Source organism: Sphaerospermopsis torques-reginae ITEP-024 (assembly GCF_019598945.1).
In the GTDB taxonomy this organism is placed as follows: Bacteria; Cyanobacteriota; Cyanobacteriia; order Cyanobacteriales; family Nostocaceae; genus Sphaerospermopsis.
Map to the genome: position 1 here is coordinate 506,051 of NZ_CP080598.1, position 26,077 is coordinate 532,127.

General features: G+C 37.7%; 28 protein-coding genes, 1 tRNA gene and 1 pseudogene. 17 read left to right on the plus strand and 13 right to left on the minus strand.

Going from position 1 to position 26,077, the window contains the following annotated elements:
- The first annotated feature begins 85 nt into the window (after positions 1-85).
- From K2F26_RS02285 to K2F26_RS02295, 3 genes are all read left to right on the plus strand, one after another.
- Positions 86-1,585 (plus strand): NADH-quinone oxidoreductase subunit M, encoded by a 1,500-nt coding sequence (locus tag K2F26_RS02285; RefSeq protein ID WP_220611749.1) that lies wholly within the window; start codon positions 86-88, stop codon positions 1,583-1,585.
- Between the two features lie 351 nt (positions 1,586-1,936).
- Complete coding sequence (locus K2F26_RS02290; RefSeq protein ID WP_220610184.1) at positions 1,937-3,067, plus strand: CO2 hydration protein; 1,131 nt, start codon at positions 1,937-1,939, stop codon at positions 3,065-3,067.
- Positions 3,068-3,186: 119 nt separating this feature from the next.
- Positions 3,187-4,092: a hypothetical protein gene (locus K2F26_RS02295; RefSeq protein WP_220611750.1), complete on the plus strand. Its 906-nt coding sequence runs from the start codon at positions 3,187-3,189 to the stop codon at positions 4,090-4,092.
- Between the two features lie 87 nt (positions 4,093-4,179).
- Here K2F26_RS02295 and nadA read toward each other — a convergent pair whose 3' ends face one another.
- Positions 4,180-5,142, minus strand: coding sequence for a quinolinate synthase NadA (nadA, locus tag K2F26_RS02300; RefSeq protein WP_220610185.1), 963 nt, complete (start codon positions 5,140-5,142; stop codon positions 4,180-4,182).
- A 372-nt stretch (positions 5,143-5,514) separates the two neighbouring features.
- Here nadA and K2F26_RS02305 point away from each other — a divergent pair, with 372 nt between their 5' ends.
- The 5 genes and pseudogenes from K2F26_RS02305 to K2F26_RS02325 all read left to right on the plus strand — a co-directional run.
- Positions 5,515-6,444: a TIGR04168 family protein gene (locus K2F26_RS02305; protein ID WP_220610186.1), complete on the plus strand. Its 930-nt coding sequence runs from the start codon at positions 5,515-5,517 to the stop codon at positions 6,442-6,444.
- 57 nt (positions 6,445-6,501) lie between these two features.
- Positions 6,502-6,586 (plus strand) — tRNA-Ser (locus K2F26_RS02310).
- A 225-nt stretch (positions 6,587-6,811) separates the two neighbouring features.
- Entirely contained in the window at positions 6,812-8,227 is a 1,416-nt protein-coding gene (locus tag K2F26_RS02315; RefSeq protein ID WP_220610187.1) for an AAA family ATPase, read from the plus strand.
- A gap of 36 nt (positions 8,228-8,263) precedes the next feature.
- Positions 8,264-8,788 (plus strand): hypothetical protein, encoded by a 525-nt coding sequence (locus tag K2F26_RS02320; protein WP_220610188.1) that lies wholly within the window; start codon positions 8,264-8,266, stop codon positions 8,786-8,788.
- A gap of 130 nt (positions 8,789-8,918) precedes the next feature.
- Positions 8,919-9,665, plus strand: a pseudogene (locus K2F26_RS02325) (ABC transporter ATP-binding protein); the annotation flags it as partial.
- A gap of 1,516 nt (positions 9,666-11,181) precedes the next feature.
- Here the strand turns inward: K2F26_RS02325 and K2F26_RS02330 are convergent.
- The 3 genes from K2F26_RS02330 to K2F26_RS02340 are packed head-to-tail and all read right to left on the minus strand — an operon-like array spanning position 11,182 to position 12,676.
- On the minus strand, positions 11,182-11,895 hold the full coding sequence (locus K2F26_RS02330; protein WP_220610189.1) for a Uma2 family endonuclease: 714 nt from the start codon (positions 11,893-11,895) through the stop codon (positions 11,182-11,184).
- Positions 11,896-11,946: 51 nt separating this feature from the next.
- Complete coding sequence (locus K2F26_RS02335) at positions 11,947-12,432, minus strand: PIN domain-containing protein (RefSeq protein ID WP_220610190.1); 486 nt, start codon at positions 12,430-12,432, stop codon at positions 11,947-11,949.
- On the minus strand, positions 12,425-12,676 hold the full coding sequence (locus K2F26_RS02340; RefSeq protein WP_220610191.1) for a UPF0175 family protein: 252 nt from the start codon (positions 12,674-12,676) through the stop codon (positions 12,425-12,427). Before K2F26_RS02340 ends, K2F26_RS02335 begins: the two co-directional genes overlap by 8 nt.
- Before the next feature lie 237 nt (positions 12,677-12,913).
- Between K2F26_RS02340 and K2F26_RS02345 the strand changes: the two genes are divergently transcribed.
- The 3 genes from K2F26_RS02345 to K2F26_RS02355 all read left to right on the plus strand — a co-directional run bounded on the left by K2F26_RS02345 (position 12,914) and on the right by K2F26_RS02355 (position 14,312).
- Positions 12,914-13,456 carry an NYN domain-containing protein gene (locus K2F26_RS02345; protein WP_220610192.1) on the plus strand — a complete coding sequence of 181 codons (543 nt, stop codon included), beginning with the start codon at positions 12,914-12,916 and terminating at the stop codon, positions 13,454-13,456.
- 306 nt (positions 13,457-13,762) lie between these two features.
- Positions 13,763-14,002 carry a DUF433 domain-containing protein gene (locus K2F26_RS02350; protein WP_220610193.1) on the plus strand — a complete coding sequence of 80 codons (240 nt, stop codon included), beginning with the start codon at positions 13,763-13,765 and terminating at the stop codon, positions 14,000-14,002.
- Complete coding sequence (locus tag K2F26_RS02355) at positions 13,986-14,312, plus strand: DUF5615 family PIN-like protein (RefSeq protein ID WP_220610194.1); 327 nt, start codon at positions 13,986-13,988, stop codon at positions 14,310-14,312. Before K2F26_RS02350 ends, K2F26_RS02355 begins: the two co-directional genes overlap by 17 nt.
- Before the next feature lie 167 nt (positions 14,313-14,479).
- On the opposite strand, the gene K2F26_RS02360 is transcribed toward K2F26_RS02355, so the two are convergent.
- The 4 genes from K2F26_RS02360 to trpS form a co-directional block, all read right to left on the minus strand.
- Complete coding sequence (locus K2F26_RS02360; RefSeq protein ID WP_220610195.1) at positions 14,480-14,827, minus strand: DUF5615 family PIN-like protein; 348 nt, start codon at positions 14,825-14,827, stop codon at positions 14,480-14,482.
- The gene (locus K2F26_RS02365; RefSeq protein ID WP_194054263.1) at positions 14,824-15,105 is read right to left on the minus strand and encodes a DUF433 domain-containing protein; all 282 of its coding nucleotides are present in this window, start codon (positions 15,103-15,105) and stop codon (positions 14,824-14,826) included. Before K2F26_RS02365 ends, K2F26_RS02360 begins: the two co-directional genes overlap by 4 nt.
- Positions 15,106-15,233: 128 nt before the next feature.
- On the minus strand, positions 15,234-16,148 hold the full coding sequence (locus K2F26_RS02370; protein WP_194054260.1) for a methylenetetrahydrofolate reductase: 915 nt from the start codon (positions 16,146-16,148) through the stop codon (positions 15,234-15,236).
- A gap of 108 nt (positions 16,149-16,256) precedes the next feature.
- Positions 16,257-17,264 carry a tryptophan--tRNA ligase gene (trpS, locus tag K2F26_RS02375; RefSeq protein WP_220610196.1) on the minus strand — a complete coding sequence of 336 codons (1,008 nt, stop codon included), beginning with the start codon at positions 17,262-17,264 and terminating at the stop codon, positions 16,257-16,259.
- A gap of 369 nt (positions 17,265-17,633) precedes the next feature.
- Here trpS and K2F26_RS02380 point away from each other — a divergent pair, with 369 nt between their 5' ends.
- Positions 17,634-17,810 (plus strand): hypothetical protein, encoded by a 177-nt coding sequence (locus K2F26_RS02380; protein ID WP_220610197.1) that lies wholly within the window; start codon positions 17,634-17,636, stop codon positions 17,808-17,810.
- A 215-nt stretch (positions 17,811-18,025) separates the two neighbouring features.
- Here the strand turns inward: K2F26_RS02380 and K2F26_RS02385 are convergent, their stop codons facing one another.
- The 3 genes from K2F26_RS02385 to K2F26_RS02395 are packed head-to-tail and all read right to left on the minus strand — an operon-like array spanning position 18,026 to position 18,865.
- Complete coding sequence (locus K2F26_RS02385; RefSeq protein WP_220610198.1) at positions 18,026-18,352, minus strand: helix-turn-helix domain-containing protein; 327 nt, start codon at positions 18,350-18,352, stop codon at positions 18,026-18,028.
- The gene (locus K2F26_RS02390) at positions 18,349-18,690 is read right to left on the minus strand and encodes a helix-turn-helix domain-containing protein (protein WP_246605503.1); all 342 of its coding nucleotides are present in this window, start codon (positions 18,688-18,690) and stop codon (positions 18,349-18,351) included. Before K2F26_RS02390 ends, K2F26_RS02385 begins: the two co-directional genes overlap by 4 nt.
- A gap of 43 nt (positions 18,691-18,733) precedes the next feature.
- Positions 18,734-18,865 carry a type II toxin-antitoxin system HigB family toxin gene (locus K2F26_RS02395; protein WP_220611751.1) on the minus strand — a complete coding sequence of 44 codons (132 nt, stop codon included), beginning with the start codon at positions 18,863-18,865 and terminating at the stop codon, positions 18,734-18,736.
- A 232-nt stretch (positions 18,866-19,097) separates the two neighbouring features.
- On the opposite strand from K2F26_RS02395, the gene K2F26_RS02400 reads away from it, so the two are divergent.
- Complete coding sequence (locus K2F26_RS02400) at positions 19,098-20,678, plus strand: B12-binding domain-containing radical SAM protein (protein ID WP_220610199.1); 1,581 nt, start codon at positions 19,098-19,100, stop codon at positions 20,676-20,678.
- 116 nt (positions 20,679-20,794) lie between these two features.
- Entirely contained in the window at positions 20,795-21,259 is a 465-nt protein-coding gene (locus K2F26_RS02405; RefSeq protein WP_220610200.1) for an SRPBCC family protein, read from the plus strand.
- 122 nt (positions 21,260-21,381) lie between these two features.
- Here the strand turns inward: K2F26_RS02405 and K2F26_RS02410 are convergent, their stop codons facing one another.
- Positions 21,382-22,659 (minus strand): tRNA nucleotidyltransferase/poly(A) polymerase-related protein, encoded by a 1,278-nt coding sequence (locus tag K2F26_RS02410; RefSeq protein WP_220610201.1) that lies wholly within the window; start codon positions 22,657-22,659, stop codon positions 21,382-21,384.
- A gap of 136 nt (positions 22,660-22,795) precedes the next feature.
- On the opposite strand from K2F26_RS02410, the gene K2F26_RS02415 reads away from it, so the two are divergent.
- The 3 genes from K2F26_RS02415 (at position 22,796) to K2F26_RS02425 (ending at position 24,629) form a co-directional block, all read left to right on the plus strand.
- Complete coding sequence (locus tag K2F26_RS02415; RefSeq protein ID WP_220610202.1) at positions 22,796-23,044, plus strand: Ycf34 family protein; 249 nt, start codon at positions 22,796-22,798, stop codon at positions 23,042-23,044.
- A gap of 200 nt (positions 23,045-23,244) precedes the next feature.
- A complete protein-coding gene (gene tsaB / locus K2F26_RS02420) occupies positions 23,245-23,904 on the plus strand; it encodes a tRNA (adenosine(37)-N6)-threonylcarbamoyltransferase complex dimerization subunit type 1 TsaB (protein WP_220610203.1) in 660 nt (219 codons plus the stop codon).
- 41 nt (positions 23,905-23,945) lie between these two features.
- Positions 23,946-24,629: a Uma2 family endonuclease gene (locus tag K2F26_RS02425; protein ID WP_220610204.1), complete on the plus strand. Its 684-nt coding sequence runs from the start codon at positions 23,946-23,948 to the stop codon at positions 24,627-24,629.
- A gap of 143 nt (positions 24,630-24,772) precedes the next feature.
- Here the strand turns inward: K2F26_RS02425 and K2F26_RS02430 are convergent, their stop codons facing one another.
- On the minus strand, positions 24,773-26,041 hold the full coding sequence (locus tag K2F26_RS02430; protein ID WP_220610205.1) for an aspartate aminotransferase family protein: 1,269 nt from the start codon (positions 26,039-26,041) through the stop codon (positions 24,773-24,775).
- Positions 26,042-26,077 lie beyond the last annotated feature (36 nt).

The window sequence follows — 26,077 nt, forward strand, 5'->3', positions numbered from 1 at the left end:
TTTGACTTGATACCTCCCAATCTCCCCATCTCCCCTACTTCCTCCTGAACTCCTGAACTCCTGAACTCCTGAACTCCTCATTATGATGCTAAGTACATTGATATTGCTGCCGTTAGTGGGTGCAGCATTAATTGGTTTCTATCCTGCTGCTTTAAGTGGGAAAATTGCCCGTAAAATAGCTTTGGCTTTTGCGGTAATTATTTTTCTGTGGACGGTTTTCCTGACAATTAAATTTAATCCTGGGGAAGTCGGAATACAGTTTGCTGAGTCTTTACCCTGGATAGATGCGTTAGGTTTAAACTATAATTTAGGTGTAGATGGTTTATCCTTGCCATTGCTGTTGTTAAATGGACTCTTAACAGGTATTGCCATCTATAGTAGTGATGAATCTCTACAACGTCCTAAATTTTATTACTCCTTAATTCTGCTTTTGAGTGCAGGAGTAACAGGAGCTTTTTTAGCACAGGATTTATTGTTGTTTTTCCTGTTTTATGAGTTGGAATTGATTCCCCTGTATCTGTTGATTGCTATTTGGGGTGGTGCAAAACGGGGTTATGCTGCTACTAAGTTTCTGATTTATACTGCGATTTCGGGAATCTTAATTTTAGCTAGTTTCTTGGGGATGGTTTGGTTGAGTCATTCTCCTAGTTTTGGACTAGAAACTTTAAATGCTCACACTCTACCTTTAGCTACTCAACTATTATTATTAGCAGGAATTTTAGTTGGGTTTGGAATTAAAATTCCTCTCGTTCCTTTTCATACTTGGTTGCCCGATGCTCACGTCGAAGCTTCTACACCAATTTCTGTTTTATTAGCTGGTGTATTGTTGAAATTAGGAACTTACGGTTTACTCAGATTTGGGATGAATTTGTTACCCCAAGCTTGGGAATATTTAGCGCCAAGTTTAGCAACATGGGCGGTAATAAGTGTATTGTTTGGTGCATCTTGTGCGATCGCCCAAACTGACATGAAAAAAATGGTAGCCTATAGTTCTATCGGACACATGGGCTATGTTTTGTTAGCAGCAGCAGCAGCAACACCACTCAGTGTCTTGGGTGCGGTGATGCAAATGGTGAGTCACGGTTTAATTTCTGCTCTGATGTTTCTTTTGGTGGGGGTTGTGTATCAAAAAGCTGGTAGCCGTGATTTAGAAGCGATTCGGGGATTACTTAACCCAGAACGAGGAATGCCCGTGATTGGTACTTTGATGATTTTAGGAGTCATGGCCAGCGCAGGTATACCGGGAATGGTGGGTTTTATTGCCGAATTTATTGTATTTCGGGGTAGTTATGCAGTTTTTCCTGTACAAACCCTGTTATCAATGCTGGGTACTGGTTTAACGGCGGTTTATTTCTTAATTTTGGTAAATCGTGCCTTTTTTGGGCGGTTATCTGAGCAAGTGATGAACTTACCAAGAGTATATTGGAGCGATCGCATTCCTGCTTTAATCTTAGCTATGTTAATTGTGGTTTTTGGCATCCAACCATCTTGGTTAACACATTGGACCCAAGCGACAATTCAAGGAATGGTAAATACTCCCAGTTTAGTAGCAACTGTATCAGTAGATCAAGGGGAAAGAAACTAAAAGGTGTTAGGTTTGTAGTAGAGTTTTAGGTAAGCAATCAGCAATCAGTAATCAGTAATCAGTAATCAGTAATCAGCTTTTGCAAGATTGAGTGAGAAATCACTCATTGATAATATAGCTATCTCTCAAAGATGCTGAATACTGACTGCTGATATTCTGAATAATTACAGTTTAATTAATATAGCTGTAGCCATTCAGATTAGGACATGATTATTCCTGAAAACCTAAGAATAAAGAGGGTTTAACTCTTGCCTATTGCCTCTTGCCTCTTGGCTTTTTTTATACTACTACCTCATCTTTTTATTTCTCTTATTTAGACGTAGTTATTTTTGATGTTCTGGAGAAACACTAATGGTTAATACCAAAAACAAACCCGTTGATCATCCCTTGAATGAGTTTATCCAGCGTTTACAAACTGGAGAAGCGTTACTGAAAGATAGCCCAGAAAACGTTTTGGAAGTCGTGGGTATTCTCAAAAGTTATGGTGTGGTTTTAGATGCTTATTCTAAAAATCTTATTTACATTGCTGAAAATCAGTTTTTAGTATTTTTCCCATTTTTAAAATATTTTGATGGTAAAGTTTCTTTATCTCAATTACTGCGTCATTGGTGGCATGACAGAATTAATTTTGAGTATGCCGAATATTGCATGAAAACCATGATGTGGCATGGTGGTGGTGGCTTAGATAGTTATTTAGATAGTAAAGAATTTGCAGAAAGAGCAGAAGCGGTAATTGCTGCTAAGTTTAAGTATAATCCTTTAATTTTAGGAATTAACAATCTGTTCCCTGATTTTTTAATTGAACAGTTGCGAGTATCTGCCTACTATAGTGGTTTAGGTCAATTTTGGCGAGTTATGGCTGATATTTTTCTCAGCTTATCAGACCTTTATGATCAAGGGAAAATTAAATCAATTCCTCAAGTTGTAGATCATATTAAAACTGGTTTGGTAAAAGATGCTTTAAGACCTATTACCTACGATGTGAAAATTGGCGGTAAGGTTTATGATATTATTCCCAAATCAGTTGGTTTAACATTCTTACCAGATACCGCAGTTCCTTATGTAGAAGCGGTATTTTTCCGGGGAACTCCCTTTTTAGGAACTGTTTCTTTAAACGCCCAAGCATATCAAGTTCCCCCAGATCAGGCCAGATTTCAATATGGTGCATTATACGCAGATCCTTTACCTATTGGTGGTGCAGGTATTCCTCCTACATTGTTAATGCAAGATATGCGCCATTATTTACCAGAATATCTGCATGATATTTATAAGCGTAGTTTGCGGGGTGAAGATGATCTGCGGGTACAAATTTGTATGAGTTTCCAAAAGTCCATGTTTTGTGTCACCAGTGCTGCTATTTTAGGATTGATGCCTTATCCTGTGGATACAGAAGATCAATCTGAGCAAACAGCGAATCGGGTATATTTAGAAAAGTGGATGGATAGATTTAAAACTTCTCGGTTATTAGAAGTAAATAAATAGTACATAGGTACAGACAAAGTTTGCTTTAGACTAGGTGAAGTTAGTGACAACAGAGTGCAAAATTAATGATAATGAGTTAGTTCATAGGTCAGGGTGCGAGAGTGATCACTCAATCTCAAATGGTAGATAGAATCAACGATATAGCTTGGCAAGCTCATCAAGGCAGCGTTGCCGCTATTATTCAGGTATTGAACGAAAGACTCGTGATGTCTGGTGTCAGAACTAGAGCGATTTTTGCTGATGGTGTGTTACAAATTTTATGCGAAGCGGCTAAGGTAGAACAACTTGAGCAGTCTACTTTGGTAGCTAACATCCAGCAAATTTTGGAATCTATAGCACCGCGTAACATTCGCAAAGTCAATATCAACAGTCGCATTGTGCGGGAAGAGCAATTATTATGGTTAGATGAAATTAACCGCAATAGCGAAAATCAATTACTTTGGTCACAGGAAATTACTCTATCTCAGCCTAGTCTTTTCCAGCAATTAATTCAAGATTTTACAACCGCCTATACTGAGTTCGGAAAACCGATTTTACCTAAAGCGCAATCTTTACTAACTAACCAGGATAAAAACAAGGATGCAACCAACAAGCTGATCATCGGTTCGGTTAGTTTGTCTGCATTACTTTTGCTGGCTGGGTTGTTTGATGAACGTTTGGGTAATTCAATAAAAAATCTTATACCATTGCAAATCTCGCAATCTGTAAAAACCGCAGGTGAGGTTAAATCAAAAGTATCATCTTCTGATAATCAAAAAAGTCCTGCTCAATCTGTAAATGATACATCTGATGATCAATTTGCAGATGCAGTGAGACTTGCTAACCAAGCCTCTGCTGCTGGTAAAACAGCTACAACTTCAACTCAGTGGTTGGAGTTAGCTGCTAGATGGCAAAGGGCTTCTGATTTAATGAATCAAGTTCCACCTAGTCATGGCCGCTATCAAGAAGCACAAATTCGTGCCAGATTATACAGGCAATATAGTAAAGATGCTGAGAAAGAAGCAGAAAAAATGGGTGACAGGTGACTGGGGACTGGGGACAGGTGACTGGTGACTGGTAAAAATCTTTTCTTCCCCTGCCTCCCCTGCCTCCTGCCTTCTGCCTCCTGATGACTAAACACTCATTTCCAACATCCGTTGCATGGGTTGGAGTGCAGCAAGACGAATATCCTCTGACATGGTAATTTCGGGGGTGCGGTTTTTCATCGCTAAGTACAGCTTTTCTAAGGTATTTAACCGCATAAACGGACACTCATTACAATTACAGTTATTCTCAGGAGGTGCAGGAATAAAGTGTTTACCCGGTGCTAATTTTTGCATCTGGTGGATGATTCCTGGCTCTGTAGCGACGATAAACTCCTGGCTAGGGCTTTTTTGACAATAATTCAATAAAGCGGCTGTAGAGCCGATATAGCTGGCGTGACGTAAGACGCTGGTTTCACATTCTGGATGAGCGATCGCTTCTGCTTCTGGATGTGTAGTTTTTAACTCAACTATTTTCTTTTCGGAAAATGTCTCATGAACAATACAGCTACCTTGCCATAACAGCATATCCCGTCCGGTTTGTTGCATTACGTACCGTCCCAAGTTCCGATCTGGTGCAAAAATAATTGGTTGTTCTTTGGGTATTTGCTGAACAATCTTCACAGCGTTGGAACTGGTGCAGATAATATCGCTCATGGCCTTGATTTCGGCAGAGCAATTAATGTAAGAAATTACTAGATGGTCTGGATGTGCGGCTTTAAAAGCTGCAAACTGATCTGGGGGACAACTATCAGCTAAGGAACAACCAGCATTTAAATCTGGTAACAGTACCAATTTATCAGGATTGAGGATTTTTGCGGTTTCTGCCATGAAGTGAACACCAGCAAACACAATCACATCTGCATTTGTTTGTGCTGCTGCTCTTGCTAATTGTAAAGAGTCTCCAATAAAATCTGCAATATCCTGTATATCTGGATCTTGATAGTAATGCGCTAATATTACTGCGTTGAGTTCTGTTTTCAGATCCTCAATGGCAGCAAATAAATCTAATGGTAGTGTACCCTGTGGTCGAGCGAGTGTAGTTGTAAACACAATTAAGAACTGCTTTTGATTACAAATTGTTACTTTATGGATTCAATTATAGTAGTTTTTACCAAAAATGGTAGACGGTTGATGGGGGTAATTTATGGGGAGTATCCCAAATGTGTAAGTTTATTTTTGTCTGACAACAGAAAATTATCCCTGGCTTGATATGATTGAACCGCAAAGACGAGCCAGTGCGTTGGGCGGCTCTGCCAACTTGTAGCAACTGGCGTGCAAAGTACACAAAGGTAAGAGAGTTTCAGAGGGTTTTTGGTGTGGCTGCGTTTATTTTTTCGTTCATTGGAATGCTCCCAATTTATTTCCAAATGGGGTAGAGTTTCTTATCCTGATATATATATGGATATGGCTTTTTAAAGTGGCATGACCAGTCAGAAAACTCAATCAAAACCTGTGAAAATCGCTGTAGTTGGCGATGTTCACGACTTATGGGAAGTAGAAGATGGTATCGCACTCAAACATTTGGGTGTTGACTTAGTGCTGTTTGTGGGAGATTTTGGGAATGAGTCGGTGGAGGTGGTAAGAGCGATCGCTTCCCTGGATATTCCCAAAGCAGCAGTAATGGGCAACCACGACGCATGGTACACTGCCACTGAATGGGGACGGAAAAAATGTCCTTATGACCGCACTAAGGAAGACCGGGTACAGGAACAATTAGATTTATTAGGATCTGCCCAAGTCGGTTATGGTAAATTGGATTTTCCAGATTGGAATTTAACAGTAGTGGGTAGTCGTCCTTTTACTTGGGGTGGATCAGAGTGGAGATTTGCTGATATCTGTAAACAACGGTATGGTGTCAGCACTTTAGAAGAGTCAGTAGATAAAATAGTGCAAGCGGTGAAAAGTGCAGCTTGTGAGAATATTATTTTTTTGGGTCATAATGGACCGACAGGGTTAGGCGATCGCCCTGAAGATCCCTGTGGTAAAGATTGGCATCCTATTGGTGGTGACTTTGGTGATCCTGACTTAGCAGCAGCCATTTCTCAAAGTATCAATATGAACAAAACCGTTTCTCTGGTGGCTTTTGGTCATATGCACCGGAATCTGCGCCATACTAAGAAAGTGTTAAGAAAAGCTATATTTAGAAGTCCAGAGGGAACAGTTTATTTAAATGCGGCAAATGTCCCCAGAATTGTGGCAGAAAATGGGGGAAAACGGCGGAATTTTTCCTTGGTTGAGTTAGATGGGGGTGTGGTAACAAAAGCTTCTCTGGTTTGGGTGGGTGATGACTTCCAGGTGGTATCGGAAGAAATTTTTTATAATTCTTTGCCTTCGGTAGTGCCAACGGCGTAATTATAGGCTATACTGTTATCTGTCGGTTTTTGTGTTTGACAAACTGACAGACAATTTGGAGAGGTGGCAGAGTGGTCGATTGCGCCTGACTTGAAATCAGGTGAAGTGAAAGCTTCCGGGAGTTCGAATCTCCCCCTCTCCGTTTGATGGTTTTTATGTCACGCAGAGGCGCTTCAGTCGCAGAGAAGAGCGCAGGAGTTTGATTTAACTATATTAAAATCTGATGTAAGGTAAGAGTCAGCTTTGCTATGATTCCAGATATCACCTTTCTGATATGTAATTCAGTAGTGGGTATGATTTGCTGAAATTGCAATTAATGATAGGGTGTAGAGGAGTGGAAATATTTAGTCATAATTAAAAATTACTCATGAAAGTAAAAATTGCTAATTTAGGTGTTGTTGAAAAAGCGGAAATAGATTTAAAGCCTTTAACTGTGTTTATTGGTAGAAATGGCACAGGTAAAACTTGGACAGCTTATACTTTAGCATCTATTTTAGGTAAATATGGATGTGTTAGATATTGGAAAGAGCATATTGATAAAAAGACTAAACAGAGATATCCAATTATAGATAATGCAATTGAAGAATTTTTACAAGAAGGAAATGTTCGGATTGATTTAATAGATTTTGCTGAAGAGTTTATTGAAATATACATCAATGATGTTTCTTCTTTGTCACATAACTGGATGAATACATTTCTAGAAACCGAGCGTGTTAATTTTGAAAATATGAACGTAAGTTTTAATTTATCTGAAGCTAAACAAGAAATATTTGATAATATCAAAACTCATGTTGTGCAACAAAAATTTTCTTTTGGTTCTCAAAGTAAAAATACTCTTCATATTCTTAAAGAATTAGGTAAACCCAGTATTTATTTCTATATAGTTTCAGTTTCTGAATATAGTATTTTGAATAAATTACCTAAAATAGTATTTGAACAAATATTGCTTCAAGAAATTTTTAAGATAATTCATAGAGCTTTTTATTCATGTGTATATATATTTCCTACAGAAAGAACTGGTGTTCTACCATTATTTTCTTCAATTAACAAAATAGAGGAGTATTATGAAAGTGAAGATTATGAAGATTATGAAGATGATGATGAAAATATTGTGTATGGATATGTAAACTTCACCGAAGTAGTAAAAAAATTTAAAAATATGGTATATTCCGTATACGAAAAAACATCTATTGAGAGAGAAGAAGAGAATCAAGTATACCCAGAAGTTTCAAAATATATTCAATTAGCACAAATATTAGAAAATGATATTTTGGAAGGAAAAGTAAATATTATTGATGACACTGGGATTAATAAAGAAATATTATATCAACCATCAGAAAATATTAAATTAGAAATGGCGGTTTCTTCGTCAATGGTTAAAGAATTAGCACCATTAGTTTTGTACTTGCGTCATTTAGCTTTACCAAATGAATTACTGATTATTGATGAACCAGAAATGAATTTACACCCAGCAGCGCAAGTAGAAATCACAGAATTTTTAGCAATGTTAGTTCAAGCTGGTTTAAAGGTTTTGATTACAACTCATAGCCCTTATATTGTTGATCATCTTTCTAATTTAATGAAAGCTGCTAAATATGAAGACAAAGAAAGTATCAAAGAACGATTTTATTTAGAAAGAACAGAAGCTTTTATTCCTCAAGATAAAGTTTCTGTATATTTGTTTGAAGATGGTACAGCTAAAAATATATTACATGAAGACGGTAGGATAGATTGGGGAACATTTGGTGATGTATCAGATGACATTTCCCATATTTTTCCATAATCACTCTTAAATTTTCAATTCAGGAGTGATTTAAAAATGCTTTTCAATCATTTGTTGTTATCAGGTTGTTTACTACCAGGAAAAACAAGTCATAAAGAAGATGGAGTAGAGGTAACTTTACAACCAGCGAGTGGTGAAACAGTTTTATTTTTTCATATAGACGAAAAATCAAATCCTAATTGTCAGTTTCGTAAATTATTAGGATTAGATAAAGAAGGAATGAAAATCTGTGATCTCATCGTATTCTATGCAAAAGAGAGTGAAAGGATAATCTGCTTTGTAGAATTGAAGGGTAAGGATATAAATACAGCAAAGGAACAAGTTATAAATACATATACTTACTTTGATAAATTCTTGAAAAAAACTGATTCATCATTAAAGTTTACTCCAAAAACTTATATTAGATCGAACGTTGCTGCACCACAAGAAATAGAAGAATATAAAAAAGAATTAAAGGCTAAATTTGGTGAAGGTAACTATGACATTAGCAAAAATTCAGATTTAGGTGCTTTTCTAAGAGGTGCGAAGTATCAACCTAAAGGAAAACGAAAGCAGCGGTAAGATAAAAGACAAAATTTATACCTGAATACCAAAAACCTCTCCTCCCAGTTTCAATTTCCGAAACGAGAGTACCAACTGCTGTAGAAACAAGTTAGCTTAACTGTTAAACACAAGCCGCACCCCAGCAGCTATGGTAAAAGAAATAGCAATTCGCACCACTGGACTAACTAAACAATTTGAACGCCACGTTGCTGTCAATGATGTGGACTTAGAAATTCAGATGGGCGAAGTTTACGGTTTAATAGGTCCTAATGGTGCTGGTAAAACTACCCTAATACGGATGTTAGCCGCAGCAGAAGAACCAACTACGGGTGAGATTTATATTAATGGCGTTCGCGTAGCGGGTCCTTCGGACCATCGCTTGTTACGTGATCACAGTAACCCCACCCTCAAACGTCGTCTTGGTTACTTACCCGATGACTACCCACTGTATGAAGATTTAACCGTTTGGGACTATTTAGATTATTTTGCCCGTTTATACCGCTTACGAGAACCACGTCGCACCCAACGCTTACATGAAGTTTTAGAACTGATCCAACTTGGTAATAAACGCAATAGTTTGATTTCTACTCTGTCACGGGGGATGAAACAGCGTTTGAGTTTAGCCCGCACTATCATCCATGAACCGATTTTACTACTTTTAGATGAGCCAGTTTCTGGACTTGATCCCATTGCCAGGATGCAGTTTCGGGAAATTATCAAAGCTTTGCGAGAAGCGGGGATGACAATATTAATTTCTTCCCACGTTCTCAGCGACTTAGCGGAATTATGTACTTCCGTGGGCATTATGGAACTAGGTTTTCTCGTAGAAAGTGCCTCACTGCAAACATTGTACCAACGTTTAGCCCGACAGCAAATTTTTATCTCAACTTTGGGTTTTACACTATTAATTGCTGGAACTTATTTACTGATCAGCGATTTAGCCAAAGAAGAACAAAGAGGTACACTCAATTTTATTCGCCTCAGTCCCCAAACTGAAACCAGTATTTTAACTGGAAAAATGTTAGGAGTACCAAGTTTAATTTATCTGTTTGTACTCACTGCTATTCCTCTACATTTCTGGGCTGGACATTCTGCAAATATCGCTTCTAGCTACATTCTCAGTTACTACGCTGTAATTATAGCCTGTTGCGGTTTCTTTTATAGTGCTGCACTATTATTTGGTTTAGTCAGTCGCTGGTTTAGTAGCTTTCAACCTTGGCTGGGTAGTGGTGGAGTTTTGTTATTCTTGTTCATGACAATGATCATGGCATCAGCTTCTTATAACAATGACTTCAATAACCCTGGTGCTTGGTTTAGATTTTTTAGTCCTTGGGATATTATCGCTTATCTATTTCCTAATTTGTTCCGTATATATAACGGTTCACAATTAGAAAATTGGCAATTTTTCTATTTACCACTTGGCAAAAATGTAGCCAGTTTATTAGGATTTTATTTACTCAATTACGGAATTTGCACTTATGGTTTTTGGCAAGCTATAAAACGGAATTTTGGTAATCCCCAAACTACTATTTTGAGTAAAGGACAAAGTTATTTATTAATGGCTTTTACTCAGTTGATGTTTGTAGGTTTGACTTTGCAAAAAACAGAACCGAAATCAGAGTTAGTGATGTATATGTTAATATTAATAAATGCTGCTTTCATATTCGGTTTAATTTTGATTCTCTCACCTGTGCGGCAAAATATTCAAGACTGGGCAAGATATCGCCACCAAAATAATAGAAATCAATCTCTTTGGCAAGATTTAGTTTGGGGTGAAAAAAGTCCAGCTATTTTAGCAATAGCAATTAATTTAGTGATAGCTGTCACACCTGTAATTATTTGGATGGCTATTGCTTCAGAAAATCCAGAGATCAGCTATTTTGGTAAAACTAAAGCATTATTAGCAGTAGCTTTGTCTATCAGTTTAATGTTGATTTATGCCAGTATTGCTCAGTTAATGTTGTTGATGAAAAATCAAAAGCGTTATGTATGGGCGGTTTTGACTATCATAGCGGCAATTTCTTTACCGCCAATTATTCTTTCTGTCTTGGGTTTAGAACCCTACAAAAATCCTGCTGTATGGTTGTTTTCTACCTTCCCTTGGGCGGGTATTGAAAAATCTAGTATGACGACGATTTTTATGGCGTTGTTAGCTGATTTTACTGTTGTTGCCTTGTTAAATTGGAAGTTGAACAAACAAGTACAGGTTTTGGGTGAGTCTGCAAGTAAGGCTTTATTAGCAGGGCGTTAGGTAATTTTATACTGGGCTGGTTTATACTGGGCTGGGAGTAAAGTGGTTGCAGTTCACCAACACCCAGCCATCTATAATGACTTTGAGGAGATGTTAGGTAGGAGGAAGGGCGGGCAAGATGCCCACCCCACAAGCATGATAGAATTTATAGAGGATGTTTTTATATTTCTGGTTCAACACCTAAAGCACGTAGTTGGGCGATAAGGCGATCGCTTTTTTGCCGTTCTTGTTCGGCTCTTTCATCACCATCCAATAATAAATTACCATCTAAATCCCACCAACGTAACCAAGGTAATTCTACATTTTGATATTCACCCTGCCATAAACCTATTTCAACACCCATCGGTGTAATTGGATAATGTCCCCGTTCATTTACTGGTAATAACTGATATTGTCCACCAATTAATTCATAAACTTCTAGATTGGCTTTAGTCACTTCATAAATACCATAAAAAGCGGGTTTAATTACCTGTTCATAAATCCAAAATTTACCCTGCCAAGGCGTTTTATCTCGTTCTTCTTCACCATTTCCAGAAACAAATTCTAAGGCAATTAATGGTGAAATATATTCTTGCCAAAGGACATAGGAACGGCGAAATTGACCATTTAACAAAGGTGGAACATTGGGAACATAAAACCAATCAGGAGATTCTGCACCGCGTTCTGGGGGGTCAGTAATACGCCAGTAAATTCCTAAATCTTGGCCTATGGTATATTGTCCTTCGGGATGACGTTTTTGTAATACTGGTTTGATGGACTGGGTTAGTAGAATGCTTTGGGGATGTTTTTGCCAGTTTGTACCATTAATTTCTGGGAGTTGGGTATGATCTGGGAGACTGGTTTCTGTGTAGGGGCGGTTGGTTGCAGAGGTCATGGTGTCCTCGCTGGTTGTGAGGTTTGTTTTAGTTTAGCAAGCCAATGCTGATCATTCTCCAACTAATGCTAGTGCTTGATTAATTACACGGTCAGATAAATACATTCCTAGCGATCGCAAATTATTTAAAACTGGTCTTGCTGCTGGTATTTTACCCCGTTGTTTCGCTGTTAATACTAACCCTAATGTTCCACGAACAGGAATTTCTAATACTGCTGCACAACGACGCGCAGCTAGATCATCTACAATTGCTTCTGTACCAGGGTGTGTATATGCCCAAGTCAAAACAGATGATTCACCTTTACCTAAATCCCAAGATTGGATAATTTCAGGAGTTGGGGGTGTTTCTACAACTACTAACCAGTTGGTTTGTGTCAGTGCTAAAACAGTAGGATCACTTGTTCCTCTTTGTTGAATTTCAACTGCTACTGCTGAAGGAACTAAAATTTCATCACCCAATAATTGCAATAAATCTAGTATTCCACCTCTAGATAAAAATATGAGAGGTGAAGCATTAATCACAGGTCTTTCAGCCACGTTCTAACTCTCTTTGTAAGTCGTCAAAATCAACATGAAAAACATCTACTTTTTCACGGGATAAAGCGAGGATAAAATCTGTTCTATCTAAACCTGCAATATTAGCTGCTTTTTCTTGGGAGATTTCACCACGTTGATACCAGTGAATAGCTGCTGCTAGTCGCAATTCTTGGACAAATTCATTAGGTGAAAGTCGTAGGGCTGAAAATATTTCTTCGGGTAGTTCTAAGGTAATGGTAGTCATGAAGTTTATTTGGGTTGGAGGAATATTATTAAGTTTACTTTAGCAATTTTAAGGTGTGGAGGAGGAAGGGGGAGCGATCAAACTTCTTGCCAATTGTATTTTCAAGGCACTTGTCTATTGCTAAAGTAGGTGTCCAGGAAACAGTAATACTATCTCTGTTGAATAGCCTGTAATAAAAATACACAAACTTCCGTATAATCAGTATAATAAGTAGTTAGCTTGTCAAGGTAGAAATAAATGGCAAATTTACTGTATGTCGATAATTCAAATGTATGGATTGAAGGAATCCACGTTGCAGCCTACAAAAGTGGTATGGCAACGGATGTTTGGACTGCGGTAAAAGGAAATATTTGCGAGCACAGTTGGAAAATTGATTTTGGCAAGCTTTTCAGTTTTGCTGGAGGTGACAAAAAAGAAGTTAGAAAAGCAGCACTATTTGGTTCCAAACCTCCAAATAACGATTCTTTATGGTCTGCTGCCGAAAGAAATGGTTTTGAAGTAATAATCTATGACAGAAACGTTGTCAATGCCGAAAAGAAAATTGATACAGATATAGTTGCAACAATGATCGAAGATTCTTATGAGATTTTGCAACCTGGCGATGAGATAACATTGGTTTCTGGAGATTCTGACTATGTTCCAGCAATAGAGAAACTCAAGAAACGTGGAATACCTGTTCATGTTGTTTTTTGGAAACACGCATCACGAGACATCAAAGATGCTGCAACTTCATTCACTGAGCTTGATCAATGGTTAGAGCATCTAAAGCTACAAAACTAATCTTGTTTTGCAACAGTATTAACTTTTGAATACCAATTTTATGTGCAAAAAAATAAAGATTTTTACCGCAAATCAGATTAGTGGGATAGATTCATCCAAATTAAGAGGGTAACTTCTCAGGTAACTTGGAGAGTAATCGCACCTAACTTAATAAATGCAATCGCTACTTATTCTAACTAACCTTCTCCACCCCCGCTAAATCCAAAATTTGCGCGATCGTTTTCTCCGGTGGTAAAGATCGCACCTAACCTAATAAATGCGATCGCGTTAAAATTCAATTACAACCTGATATTTCTGATTTTCAATATGATAAATTCTTTGCAGCGATCATTACTGTCTGTCGTTCATAGTGATCCCGACATTTTAGGAGGAATCCCTGTTTTTGTAGGAACTCGTGTCCCAATGAGAACCCTACTTGATTATCTTGAAGCTGGTGATTCATTAGAGGTATTTCTAGATCATTTCCCTAGTGTTAGTCGGGAACAGGCGATCGCAGCCCTTGAATTAGCAAAGGAAATGCTGACAGCTTATGCGAATCCTGCTTGATGAATGTGTCCCAAGACCTCTAAAGCGTGAACTTTCCGATTACAAGATACAGACAGTTGTTGAGATGGGATGGTCAGGAAAAAAGAACGGTGAATTGCTGCGGCTTATGAGTCAGGAAGGGTTTACAATTCTGCTTACTACCGATCAAAATTTGCGTTATCAACAAAATTTACAGCAAGCTGGAGTGGCAGTCCTCGTTCTCGTAGCACCGAGTAACAAGCTCGCTGACTTACTTCCTCTGATACCAGATGCTCGTCAGGTGTTGAATACCATTACTCCGGGAGCAGTGATTGAAATTGGAGGCTTATGAAAGTTGAACAGCGATCGCACTTAATCTAATAAATACGATCGCTATTTATTCTAACTAACCTTCCCCACCCCCGCTAAATCCAAAATCTGCGCGATCGCCTTCTCTGGGGGTAAAGATCGCACCTAACCTAACAAATGCGGTTGCGTTAAAATTCAATTACAACCTGACTAAATATATCTCACTTGATTTTGCATTTCTTCCCAAGTTACTTGATTGAGAATAACAAGTAATCTTTGTACCATCTCTTGAGGAGAACGACGCACAGCAAAAATTACTCCGTAGTGCATTTGACCTGAATTAAAATAACTTTGTACAAGTTCTTCAAAATCAGTTCTATTATGAGTAACCAGAGTTCTGGTTTGACTTACAGCATAAGCTAATTGTTCCACATCAGTTGCGTGCAGTTTTCCTGCATCTCGTGTGGTGGTAACATCGAACCCTCTTGCTTGTAACAAGTCGGCCACTAAGACATTAACGTCTTCATCCAAATACAAACTAATAAATATTTTACTCACAAATCTCTCACCAATGGATCAATTAATTCTTCAGGAATGCGGTTTTTTTCAATATATTGATTAATTTCTTCTTGGTGGTCACTATAATAAGTTAATGCTCCAAAAATTTGCCCTAAAGTTAGGTGTGGCATTCCTTTAGGAATTTCCTCTGGTGCAATGCCCATGCGCCACGTTTCAACAATTGCTCTCACAGGTGTGCGAGTTCCTCTAATTATAGGTTCTCCATTGAGAATTTCATCATCCCGCACTATATAAAGATATTCTGTTGCTTGAACCATATTTACCTCTCATATAGGTTATACTTGATTTTCTTACTCCAGTTTGATCACCAATTAATTATTACCAATTTTAGCAATATATGGGGTAGCGATCGCACCTAACTTAATAAATGCAATCGCTATTTATTCTAACTAACTTTCTCCACCCCCGCTAAATCCAAAATTTGCGCGATCGCCTCTTCTTTTTTCACTGCCATTATATGCACTCCCTGACACAAACCCCGCGCCATCTGCACTTGTTCGGCTGCAATCTTCATCCCTTCCTGTAATGGATGTTTCGCTTTCGCTAACCTCTCAATAATATGGTCAGGAATATTCACACCAGGGACCATCCTATTAATAAACTGGGCATTTTTCGCAGATTTTAAAAGAAAAATTCCTGCTAAAATTGGTTTATTGTAACGAGATGCAATTTGATCCATGAACTTTTCTAATTTTTCAAAATCAGTAATTAATTGACTTTGAAAAAATTGCGCTCCCGCTTCAATCTTCTTTTCAAACCTACTTTGCAAACCTGACCAACTTTTCGACTGTGGATCAACTGCTGCACCTGCAAATAAATCTAATGCCCCATCATTCAGGGTTTTATGATTAAAATCAACCCCTTCATTCATGTTTCTAATTAACTGCAATAATCGCACAGATTCTAAATCAAAAACAGCTTTTGCATCGGGGTGATCACCTGCTTTTACAGGATCACCAGTAAGGGCTAAAATGTTACGAATACCCAAAGCATGAGCGCCCATTAAATCTGCTTGTAATCCGATTCTATTGCGATCGCGGCAAGCAAATTGACAAATTGGCTCAATTCCATGTTGCAATAAAATTGCTGAAGCTGCTAATGGTGACATTCCCAACACCGCACGGCTACCATCGGTAATGTTAACAGCATGAACTCTCCCCTTAAGAGTCGCTGTCATTTCAATGGTGTGGGTGATGTTTCCCCCTTTGGGTGGTGCAACTTCCGCAGTAACTAAAAATTCTCCCGCTTGTACCGCTTTGCGGAAGTTGTTTAATGTACTAGTTTTATGACTATCCTGCATAATGCAAATTTAATTTTGAGGTTTTTTTCAAGGTAAACTGAATTACACTTTCTAGCTTAAACAGATCCCCGACTTCTTGGAAAAGTCAAGGATCTTAGATCCTCAAAATTACAACCTTGCGGTATAACCTAATGCTGATTTTACATCTGCTAGGGTTTGATTGGCGATCGCCTCTGCTTTTTCTCTACCATCCTTTAACACTGACTCTAAATAACCTTTTTCTGCCATCACCTCCTTATATTTATCTTGAATCGGTTTTAAAGCATTTATCGCTGTTTCCGTCAACAAAGGTTTAAATTGACCCCAACCCATATCCGCACATTCAGCAGCTACCGCTTCCTTAGTTTTCCCAGACAGCAGCATATACAAAGTTAACAGGTTATTACATTCCGGTCGTTCTGGATCATCAAAAGTTAAACCGCGAACTGGATCAGTTTTACAACGTTTAATTTTATTAGCAATTTGATCTGGTGGATCTAAAACATTGATTCTGCTTAACTCCGATGGATCAGACTTTGACATTTTCTTAGTTCCATCGGTTAAACTCATTACCCTTGCACCTTCTTTTCTAATCAAAGGATCAGGTAACTTTAATACAGGTTTATCCTTAGCAAATTGATGATTAAACCTGTTAACAATATCCCGTGCTAGTTCTAAATGTTGCTTTTGATCCTCACCCACTGGAACTTTATCCGCTTGATAAAGTAAAATATCCGCAGCCATTAAAACGGGATAAGTCAACAAACCCGCACCGACATTTTCACCTTGTTTAAGTGCTTTTTCCTTAAATTGAATCATATCTTGCAACCAATTTAAGGGAGTAATGCAATTTAACAACCAACAAAGCTCACTGTGGGCAGAAACGTGAGACTGTACAAAAATGTTAGAATGTTGTAAATCAATGCCACAGGCTAAATATAAAGCAGCGATGGTGTAAGTATCAGCCGCTAAGGTGGCGGGGTTATGTGGTACTGTGATGGCGTGTAAATCTACCACACAAAAGAAATTTTCATACTGGTCTTGAATTTCTACCCAGTTGCGAATAGCACCCAAGTAATTACCCAAGTGTAAATTACCAGTTGGTTGAACTCCCGACAAAACGCGCTGCTTACCCATAATTATTTCTTAGTTATCTCCTATCACCGCTTTCTTAGGTGGCGGTTACAAAACCTATTTTAGTAGTCATTGGGGATTCATGATGGGGGGTTGGTTAATATAACTTGAGTAAAAAGACCCAAATTCTAATGAGGATTTGGGTCGCAGTAATTAATTTTGTTCTAAAAACAAGTATATAATTAGTATCTGGCTTTATTTAGTAATATACGTAACAGTTTTTCTAGAGAATAAAAATTTAGACTTAACTTTAAGTCTGAAACGAGGATTTGGTTGCAGTAGTTAATTTTGTTCTAACTTGTCCGCACTGAGTCTTTAGTCTACTTGCCTCCTTTCTCTCGTTTCAGGTCTAATAAAACGGTTGGAGGCTTTATGAACTTTTCCAAAAAAGAGCAAGTTTTAGCGTTTGTTGTATTAACTTTGGTTTTTGGTTCATTAGTTTTAGCAGTAATTGATCCCTCAACTCGTGGAACATTTACAGATTTGACCAAAGTCGCAGTAGGAACTTACATAGGTTTCCATATACCTGCACCAACTCAGAAAAATTAGCTTTTCAGCTAAATCTATAATCCCTACTTGTTAGACCTCTTGCTAAAGTTTCTTTTATTCTTCCTAGACTTTTGCAAGAAGTCTATTACTGACTTGTCGGTCTAAGATTATCTATCTTCCTATCTTCTTTCTTCTTCCTTCGTGTTCTTCGTGTCTTCGTGGTTCATTAAATAGGTATTTTTGTGGTGGTAAAGTATTAATTTTATAATGCAAAATTATTCAAAGAAATAACTAGAATTTATTTTAAAAAATACTGCTAAATCTTGAATTTCCTTTTCTGTTAATTTCCGTTTCCCATTAAGAACATCTAATACTATTGACTCACTTTCTAAAATAGCAACTAAATCTTTTGGTTGTAGTTCCGATTCTTCCAACAATGCTTGAAATAATGCGATACCTTTAAGAGTTGGCATTTTTTCATGTTGCTGTTCATAATCATAAACCAAAGTACCGAGAAACTTGAGATAATCTCGATCATCTTGGGTAATGTTTTCTTGATCCAAAATAGAATTTATTTGATTTTGGATAGCAATTATGATCATAATTGTAGTAATTCTACATCTACTTGGAAAAACTTGGCTAAAGCCTGAGCTTGATTTTTATTTATTGGTAACTGATTATTAATAATCTGAGTAACTATCTCCCGTGAACCGATCACCTCAACTAAATCTTCTGGTGTCACATTTTGCGCTTCCATTAAGTGCAGTAACATAGAATGTGGTGTTCCTTGAGGTATGGGATAATTTTCTTCTTCAAATTTGGATATTAATGTTACCAATAATTCCAATAATGCTTTTTCCTCTGGAGTGAGATGGGAACGGTGTTCTAAATCTTGTACAATAGCGATCGCGTTTTCATTCTCTGCTTCAGTTGTGATCACTTTTGGTTGATATTGAGCAAGTAAAGCTGCCTAGGACTCTGGGTTAAAAGTAAGGGTCATTTTTCCATTTTCCTTGATCGTATTCAGCATGAGTTAAAATATATTTTATATAAATTCTTTGACTAGGATAGACAATATCAACTATTAAACGATAGTTATTTCCTCTAATGACAATGACCTCTCTCTTAAAGGGAGAGGATTGAAAAAGCGGATTTTTTTGGTTTTTTCCCCTTGAAAGGGGAGTTTTTCAACCCTGAATGAAACAATTATCAATTATCAATTGTCAATTGTCAATTATCAATTGATAAATCTGTACCTCCAGATGGATAAAACCTCACTGTTCTAGCTTTTATATTTCAAGACTAAATGGGTATTTAGACATAAAGCAAATCTGGGGGATATGCTTGATGAAAGCTTTATTAATATGGCCGATCATGCCTAATTCTTTTTGGTCTTATCAGGAAACTCTTGATTTGGCTAATTTACGTGCTACAAATCCCCCCTTGGGTTTAATCACTGTAGCAGCAATGCTACCAAATGACTGGGAAATGAGATTAGTAGATCGCAATGTTCGTTTAGAAACTGATGCAGATTGGCAATGGTGTGATATTGTCATTATCTCAGCAATGATTATCCAAAAACAAGATTTTGGTGAATTAATTAAAAAAGCTAAAACATTAGGTAAAAAAGTTGCAGTCGGTGGACCATTTGCCACATCTGTACCAGAATTTGCCCTAGAAGCAGGAGCAGATTATTTAATTTTGGATGAAGGGGAAATCACTATTCCCATGTTTTTAGTAGCTTTAGAAAATGGAGAAGAAAAGGGTATTTTCCGCGCCACAGAAAAACCAGATGTTACCCAAACTCCTATCCCAAGATTTGATTTATTAGATTTAGACGCTTATATAGCAATGACGGTACAGTTTTCTCGCGGTTGTCCCTTTCAATGTGAATTTTGTGATATTATCACCCTTTTTGGACGTAAGCCACGCACGAAAACACCAGAACAGATATTAGCAGAATTAGAAGTATTATATCAGATGGGTTGGTGGCGTTATGTGTTTATTGTTGATGATAACTTTATCGGTAATAAACGTAATGCCAAAGTATTTTTAAGGGCATTAATTCCCTGGATGGAAGAACGTAATTATCCCTTTGCTTTATTAACAGAAGCTTCTTTGAATTTAGCCGAAGATGATGAATTATTAGAATTGATGGTTAAAGCTGGTTTTGTCCAGGTATTTATGGGGATAGAAACCCCTGATATAGAAAGTTTAGCGGGAGTAAATAAAGAGCAAAATACTCGAACTTCATTAGTTGAATCTTGTCACAAAATTACCAAGGCCGGATTACAAATTATGTCTGGTTTTATTTTAGGATTTGATGGTGAAAAAACGGGTGCTGGTAAACGGATTCAAGAGTTTGTGGAAGAAACGAGTATTCCCCAAGCCCATCTCAGTTTATTGCAAGCATTACCAAATACAGCAATGTGGACTCGTCTGCAAAAAGAAGGACGTTTAATGGATGGTTTAGGTAAATATTTTACTTCTCAGAAAGCTATGATGAATTTTGTTCCTACCCGTCCGATGTCGGAAATTGTTAACGAGTTTATTGATACTTTTTGGAATCTTTATGAACCATTACCATATCTAAAACGGACTTTTAAGCATTTTATGATGATGGAAGGTTGGCGGGCTAAATATCAACGTACTTTAACAAAAGCAGAGTGGGATTTTCTCAAGGCTATTTGTTGGAGACAGGGAATATTACGTTCTACAAGATTTCATTTTTGGTGGCAATTGATAGTCATGGCATGGCGTAAACCAAATTTATTATATGATTATTTAATTGTTTTAGGTGTGGGTGAACATTTCTTTAAGTTCCGTTATGAGGTAAAAGCTGAACTAGCAGCAGAATTAGCATTATTACAGCAGCAAGAATTGGAGAATAAAGAAACCGCAAGTTTGCAATTAGAAGCTGTGAGTTAAGAAACTGTGAATTAATTTTAACAAAGCCGAGTATTTGAGCCTGAGATATTTCACAAATAAGATAGAATTGCTATAGTAGCTTATGATAAACATAGCAATAGCCTTATTAATAAAAAATGTCCCAGGTTTTAGAACAATCAATTAAAATTAATGCTCCTGCTACGTTGGTAGAACAATGTTTAACTGATTTAACTTTAATGCACCGTTGGCTTAACCCTGTTCTCCGTTGCGAACCTGTGGGAGAAGTGTGGAGTACAGAACTAGGTAGTCGTAGTCGGTTTATGATTCAAATTCCGGTGATTAAACCTACTTTAAATACTGTGGTGATTGAAAGACAACCGGGTTTGATAGTTTGGGGTTTTAAAGGGTTTTTTCAAGGTAGCGATCGCTGGGAATGTCAACCACTCCCTCAAGGTACATTATTAATTAACCGCTTTGAGTTTAAAATTCCTAACCCTGTTGTCAGTTGGGGTTTTAACACTTTTGCAGCATCTTGGACAAAAGCAGATATGGAAGCACAACTCAAGAGATTTAAACGAGTTGCGGAAGAACTTGCACGCTCTCCTAAATATGCAAAATAGGAGTCAGGAGTCATTGATTTTGGATTTTGGATTTTGGATTTTGGATTGTTTTTGTCAAATCCAATCTAAAATCTAAAATCTAAAATCTAAAATCTAAAATCTAAAATCTAAAATTTAAAAAGTCACCTGTCACCTGTCACCTGTTTTGCAAATTCTAGCGCCCCTTCTGCTGTATTAATTTTACCCTCAGCTTGAGCGATCGCAATTTCACTCAAGATTTTACCCACAAGTGGCGACGCAGGAATATTTAGTGCTAAGATTACCTCTTTACCACTCACTAACGGTGAGGGGTGAGCTACCAAATCATCAGGGTTGAAGTAACAGTTGATTAAAGGTACATAAACGCACAGCGGATTATCGCCAGACATCGCCCCTACTACAAGATCATCTGCTAAGGCTAAGACAGTTGTAGCACTAAAAACAACTCCCACGTCCTGAAACAAAAAATACTGTTCTCGTAAGGACATATAACTAGCTTTTTTGAATTGCGGGAACAGTCGCAGGGACGTAGTTACACCTCGAATTTCCGCACGGCTATAGGTTAATTCCTGTAATTCGATTTCTGCTATTTCTGGGTTAGGGTGAAGTAAACACGCGAGTTTAGCAATAGCTAACCAAGTGGTTTTGATAGTATCACGGACAGGTTTTTGTAGTTCTTCCCCTAACTGTGGATATGTTTCTCTTATCAAGTTGTATGCCTGATCAACTGCGGCTAATTTCTCCAAGCTTTCACGGTTAGCATTTGTAAAAAAACTAGCTAATAAATTATCTTCCCAAGCACTTTTTAACCAAGGCGTACCTTGATAACTGTCTAAAAGATAACTAATTTCTACCCGTACTCTTTCGGATGCAACTTTATTAATATCTGCTGCTAAGGTGCGAATAGTGGTTTGGGTAGTTGGTTCTATTGTAAATCCCAGTTGTGCAGCTTGACGATAGGCACGCATTAACCGCAAAGGGTCATCTTGCAGATTTTGAGGTGATATCATCCGTAATAGACAGGCTTCTATGTCTGCACAACCTTGAAGGGGGTCGATAATTTCCTGGGTGTGGGGATTATAGGCGATCGCATTGATGGTAAAATCTCTTCTGTGTAAATCAGTTAATAAACTATCCCCTTCCTGTTGGGCAAAATCAGCGGTAGCATGGGCAAATACCACACGGGCAATATTTCTTTGGGCATCCAGTAACACAAAACCAGCATGATAATGTTTGGCGATCGCCCGTGCCACTTTCACCGCATCATCTGGGATCATAAAATCTAAATCTAAATATTCTCGACTTCTACCCAAAATCGCATCCCGCACCGCACCACCCACCATGTAAGCTGGTTGTGGCAACCATTCCAAGCTAAAAGGCCAATTTTGGGCATCTAGAATATCAACAATTGAATTATTCATCTACTGATTTACCAAAAATTCTGACTCCTGACTCCTCAATTCTTACTATTGTAATAAAAATCAACCCACCAACTAATGCTGAATATTTTGCCCTAAGCTACATTAACTATAAAAGGTTCTAGGAGTTGGTTCTATTATGTGTATTTGCGTGAACTGCCACTATGTAGACCGTTGCATAACCTATAATGCTGTAGAAACACAACATCAACAACCCCACTTAACAGAAAATCCCGATTTTGACCCCAATGAACCCTCGATTAATGTTAATATTCGCACAAAAGATGACATTATTGAAATGGAATGGGATGTTGTTGGTTGTCTTAGCTTTAAAAAAGAAATGGGTAAATGGTCTAAATTACGTCCTGGTGAATTAGTACCCACTTGAATTTTAGATTTTGGATTTTGGATTTTAGATTTTGTTTGATGTCAATTTGTAGAGATGTTTTCTAAAATGTCTCTACTTTATATTTGTGTAATTTATTGATGATTTATGGAGTAACAAACCACAGAGGACACAGAGAAATGATTTTTTTATTTGATATTATATTATAATTTACTTTGTTTATTTATTTTCAATCAACTACCTTGAACAATAATCTAGAAACTCTACCGTTAAAAAAATACGCTTTAGCACTACACACTACTACACCGGAATTAGGTTTAGTAATTAGTAATTTTGCAGATGATACTCGCAGAAATGTTTGGAATTTAGGACGTGATGTATCCAGTCATATCCATCAATATTTAATCGATTTAATTAAACCTCAAAAATGGCAAGATTTACAATTTATTGCTGTGGCTAAAGGTCCGGGAGGTTTTACAGGTACTCGCATCGGTGTGGTGACTGCTCGTACTTTGGGACAACAGTTAGAAATTCCCGTGTTTGCAGTTTCTACTTTAGCTGCATTTGCCTGGTATGAAAAAAGTAAAAATTCAGAAATTCAACCAATTTTAGCTATTGAAATGCCCGCCCAAAGAGGTCAAGTTTTTGGTGCAATTTATCAAATTAATGCTGATAATTCTGGTATTACTGCTTTATTATCAGATACTGTTTTTACACCAGAAAAATGGCAGGAAACTTTAAATAATTGGCAAACTGAATATCAATTAATTAAAGCCACATCTGGTTTAGCGGCAACCGTCACCAGTATTTTAGAATTAGCTTATTTAGATTGGCAACAAGGTAAACGTCCTCATTGGTCTGAAGCTTTACCCTATTATGGTCAACATCCTGTAGATATTTAATATTAGAATTAATTAATGGTTGAATTAGTGGGTTAAAAATTATGACGCTGACTCAAGATACTATCAAACCTGTGCAATTAATTCCACCTTTGGAAAATGGTGATAGACTTACTCGTTCTGAGTTTGAACGTCGTTATCATACCATGCCAGATGTGAAAAAAGCAGATTTAATTGAAGGAATTGTTTATATGGCATCACCTGTAAGAATTAGAAGTCATGGAAAACCCCATGCTTATATAATGACTTGGTTAGGTTTCTATGAGTCAGCTACACCAGGTGTAGAACTAGCGGATAATACTACTGTGCGTCTAGATGCAGATAACGAACCTCAACCAGATGCACTATTAAGAATTGAAAATGGGGGACAGTCGCGGATAAGTGCAGATGATTATGTAGAAGGTGCGCCAGAATTGATTGTAGAAATTGCGGCTAGTAGTGCGGCTATTGATGCCTATGATAAACTTAAAGTATATCGGCGAAATCAGGTACAAGAATATTTAATTTGGCGAGTTTATGACGGTGAGTTTGATTGGTTTATTTTAAAAGATGGAGAATATCGACAGTTGGAAGCTAATGCTGAGGGAGTTTTTTGTTCTCAGGTTTTTCCTGGTTTATGGTTAGATAAATCTGCTTTGTTAGCTGGGAATTTAGCTAAAGTATTAGAGATTTTACAGCAAGGTTTAGCAGGTGCAGAACATCAAAGTTTTGTCGAAAACTTAGGATAGATATCAATTGATAATTGATAATTGACAATTGATAATTGTTTCATTTTTCACACTTAACGAAAAGTCTTGAAAATGATGTAGAAAAATTCGTAATTGATAATCCTAAATTTACGAATTATGAATTACGAATTACAAATTACCAATTATGCTGTAACTTTAGCTAATGCCTTTTCTACTGTGTGTAATGCTTGATTGATGTCTGTATCTGTGACAATTAAAGGAGGTACAAACCGCACGACTTTAGGACCTGCTGGTACTAATAATAAACCTTCATCCATAGCCGCTTTGACAACATCAGCCGCAGTTAAAGAACTATCTTCTTTGATTTCCATCCCGTTGATTAAACCCCAACCCCGCACTTCGGAAATATGATGAGGGTATTTACGGGCAATCATTTTTAACCCTTCCCGTAAATGTGCGCCTTGTTCTTGCACGTTCTCTAAAATATTTTCTTTTTCCAAAGTTTGGCACACACTTAAAGCTACACCACAAGCAAAGGGATTGCCACCAAATGTACTAGCGTGTTCTCCTGGTTCAAAAATATCACAGAATTTCTTGCTCATCATTGCACCGATGGGGATACCGCCACCTAGTCCTTTTGCACTGGTGAAAATATCCGGTTCTACTCCCAGATGTTCATAACCCCATAATTTACCACTGCGTCCCATCCCTACTTGCACTTCATCGAAAATCAATAAAATGCCGGTTTCATCACAAATTTCCCGTAATCGTTGGAAATACTTCTTATCTCCAGGACGGACTCCCCCTTCTCCCTGTAAAGGTTCAATTAAAATTGCACCGACGCGATAATTTCCTTCATCCAACTCAGTAACAGCCGCTTCCACCTCTTTAATATCGTTATATTTAACATAGTGGAAACCAGGGACTAAAGGATCAAAGTTTTTTTGATACTTTGGTTGTCCGGTAGCGGTGACAGTGGCTAAAGTCCTGCCGTGAAAACTGGCATGAGCAGTTAAAATAATGGGGTGGGCAATTTCTAAAACCTTGTGAGCGTATTTTCTCGCTAGTTTAATTGCTGCTTCGTTGGCTTCAGCGCCTGAGTTGCAGAAAAACACCCGATCTGCACAGGAATGATCTACAATCCATTTGGCTAATTCCCCTTGTTCGGGAATATAGTATAAATTAGAGACATGATGCAGTTTTTGAATTTGGCGTGTGACTGCCTCTACCATGACAGGGTGGGCGTGTCCCAAAGTACAAGTAGCTATTCCGGCCACAAAATCGAGATATTCCCTGCCTTGGGTATCCCAAACGCGACAGCCAGCACCTCGTTCTAAAGCTATGGGAAAGCGTCCGTAGGTGGACATCACCACTTGATTAAAACTATCTGCACTAAAGGAAGTCATATTTGAGGGGTTTATCGGCTGTTCAACTAAACTTTGGATACTCACTACCGCACCTCCAGAAATTTTTAATTCTATAATCTA

What these genes read in the sequence shown, in the direction of transcription:
- K2F26_RS02285 (WP_220611749.1), top strand. Translation starts at nt 86, where the DNA reads ATGCTAAGTACATTGATATTGCTGCCGTTAGTGGGTGCAGCATTAATT.
- K2F26_RS02290 (WP_220610184.1), top strand. Translation starts at nt 1,937, where the DNA reads ATGGTTAATACCAAAAACAAACCCGTTGATCATCCCTTGAATGAGTTT.
- K2F26_RS02295 (WP_220611750.1), top strand. Translation starts at nt 3,187, where the DNA reads ATGGTAGATAGAATCAACGATATAGCTTGGCAAGCTCATCAAGGCAGC.
- K2F26_RS02305 (WP_220610186.1), top strand. Translation starts at nt 5,515, where the DNA reads ATGACCAGTCAGAAAACTCAATCAAAACCTGTGAAAATCGCTGTAGTT.
- K2F26_RS02315 (WP_220610187.1), top strand. Translation starts at nt 6,812, where the DNA reads ATGAAAGTAAAAATTGCTAATTTAGGTGTTGTTGAAAAAGCGGAAATA.
- K2F26_RS02320 (WP_220610188.1), top strand. Translation starts at nt 8,264, where the DNA reads ATGCTTTTCAATCATTTGTTGTTATCAGGTTGTTTACTACCAGGAAAA.
- K2F26_RS02330 (WP_220610189.1), bottom strand. Translation starts at nt 11,895, where the DNA reads ATGACCTCTGCAACCAACCGCCCCTACACAGAAACCAGTCTCCCAGAT.
- K2F26_RS02340 (WP_220610191.1), bottom strand. Translation starts at nt 12,676, where the DNA reads ATGACTACCATTACCTTAGAACTACCCGAAGAAATATTTTCAGCCCTA.
- K2F26_RS02345 (WP_220610192.1), top strand. Translation starts at nt 12,914, where the DNA reads ATGGCAAATTTACTGTATGTCGATAATTCAAATGTATGGATTGAAGGA.
- K2F26_RS02350 (WP_220610193.1), top strand. Translation starts at nt 13,763, where the DNA reads ATGATAAATTCTTTGCAGCGATCATTACTGTCTGTCGTTCATAGTGAT.
- K2F26_RS02355 (WP_220610194.1), top strand. Translation starts at nt 13,986, where the DNA reads ATGCGAATCCTGCTTGATGAATGTGTCCCAAGACCTCTAAAGCGTGAA.
- K2F26_RS02365 (WP_194054263.1), bottom strand. Translation starts at nt 15,105, where the DNA reads ATGGTTCAAGCAACAGAATATCTTTATATAGTGCGGGATGATGAAATT.
- K2F26_RS02370 (WP_194054260.1), bottom strand. Translation starts at nt 16,148, where the DNA reads ATGCAGGATAGTCATAAAACTAGTACATTAAACAACTTCCGCAAAGCG.
- trpS (WP_220610196.1), bottom strand. Translation starts at nt 17,264, where the DNA reads ATGGGTAAGCAGCGCGTTTTGTCGGGAGTTCAACCAACTGGTAATTTA.
- K2F26_RS02380 (WP_220610197.1), top strand. Translation starts at nt 17,634, where the DNA reads ATGAACTTTTCCAAAAAAGAGCAAGTTTTAGCGTTTGTTGTATTAACT.
- K2F26_RS02385 (WP_220610198.1), bottom strand. Translation starts at nt 18,352, where the DNA reads ATGATCATAATTGCTATCCAAAATCAAATAAATTCTATTTTGGATCAA.
- K2F26_RS02400 (WP_220610199.1), top strand. Translation starts at nt 19,098, where the DNA reads ATGAAAGCTTTATTAATATGGCCGATCATGCCTAATTCTTTTTGGTCT.
- K2F26_RS02405 (WP_220610200.1), top strand. Translation starts at nt 20,795, where the DNA reads ATGTCCCAGGTTTTAGAACAATCAATTAAAATTAATGCTCCTGCTACG.
- K2F26_RS02410 (WP_220610201.1), bottom strand. Translation starts at nt 22,659, where the DNA reads ATGAATAATTCAATTGTTGATATTCTAGATGCCCAAAATTGGCCTTTT.
- K2F26_RS02415 (WP_220610202.1), top strand. Translation starts at nt 22,796, where the DNA reads ATGTGTATTTGCGTGAACTGCCACTATGTAGACCGTTGCATAACCTAT.
- K2F26_RS02425 (WP_220610204.1), top strand. Translation starts at nt 23,946, where the DNA reads ATGACGCTGACTCAAGATACTATCAAACCTGTGCAATTAATTCCACCT.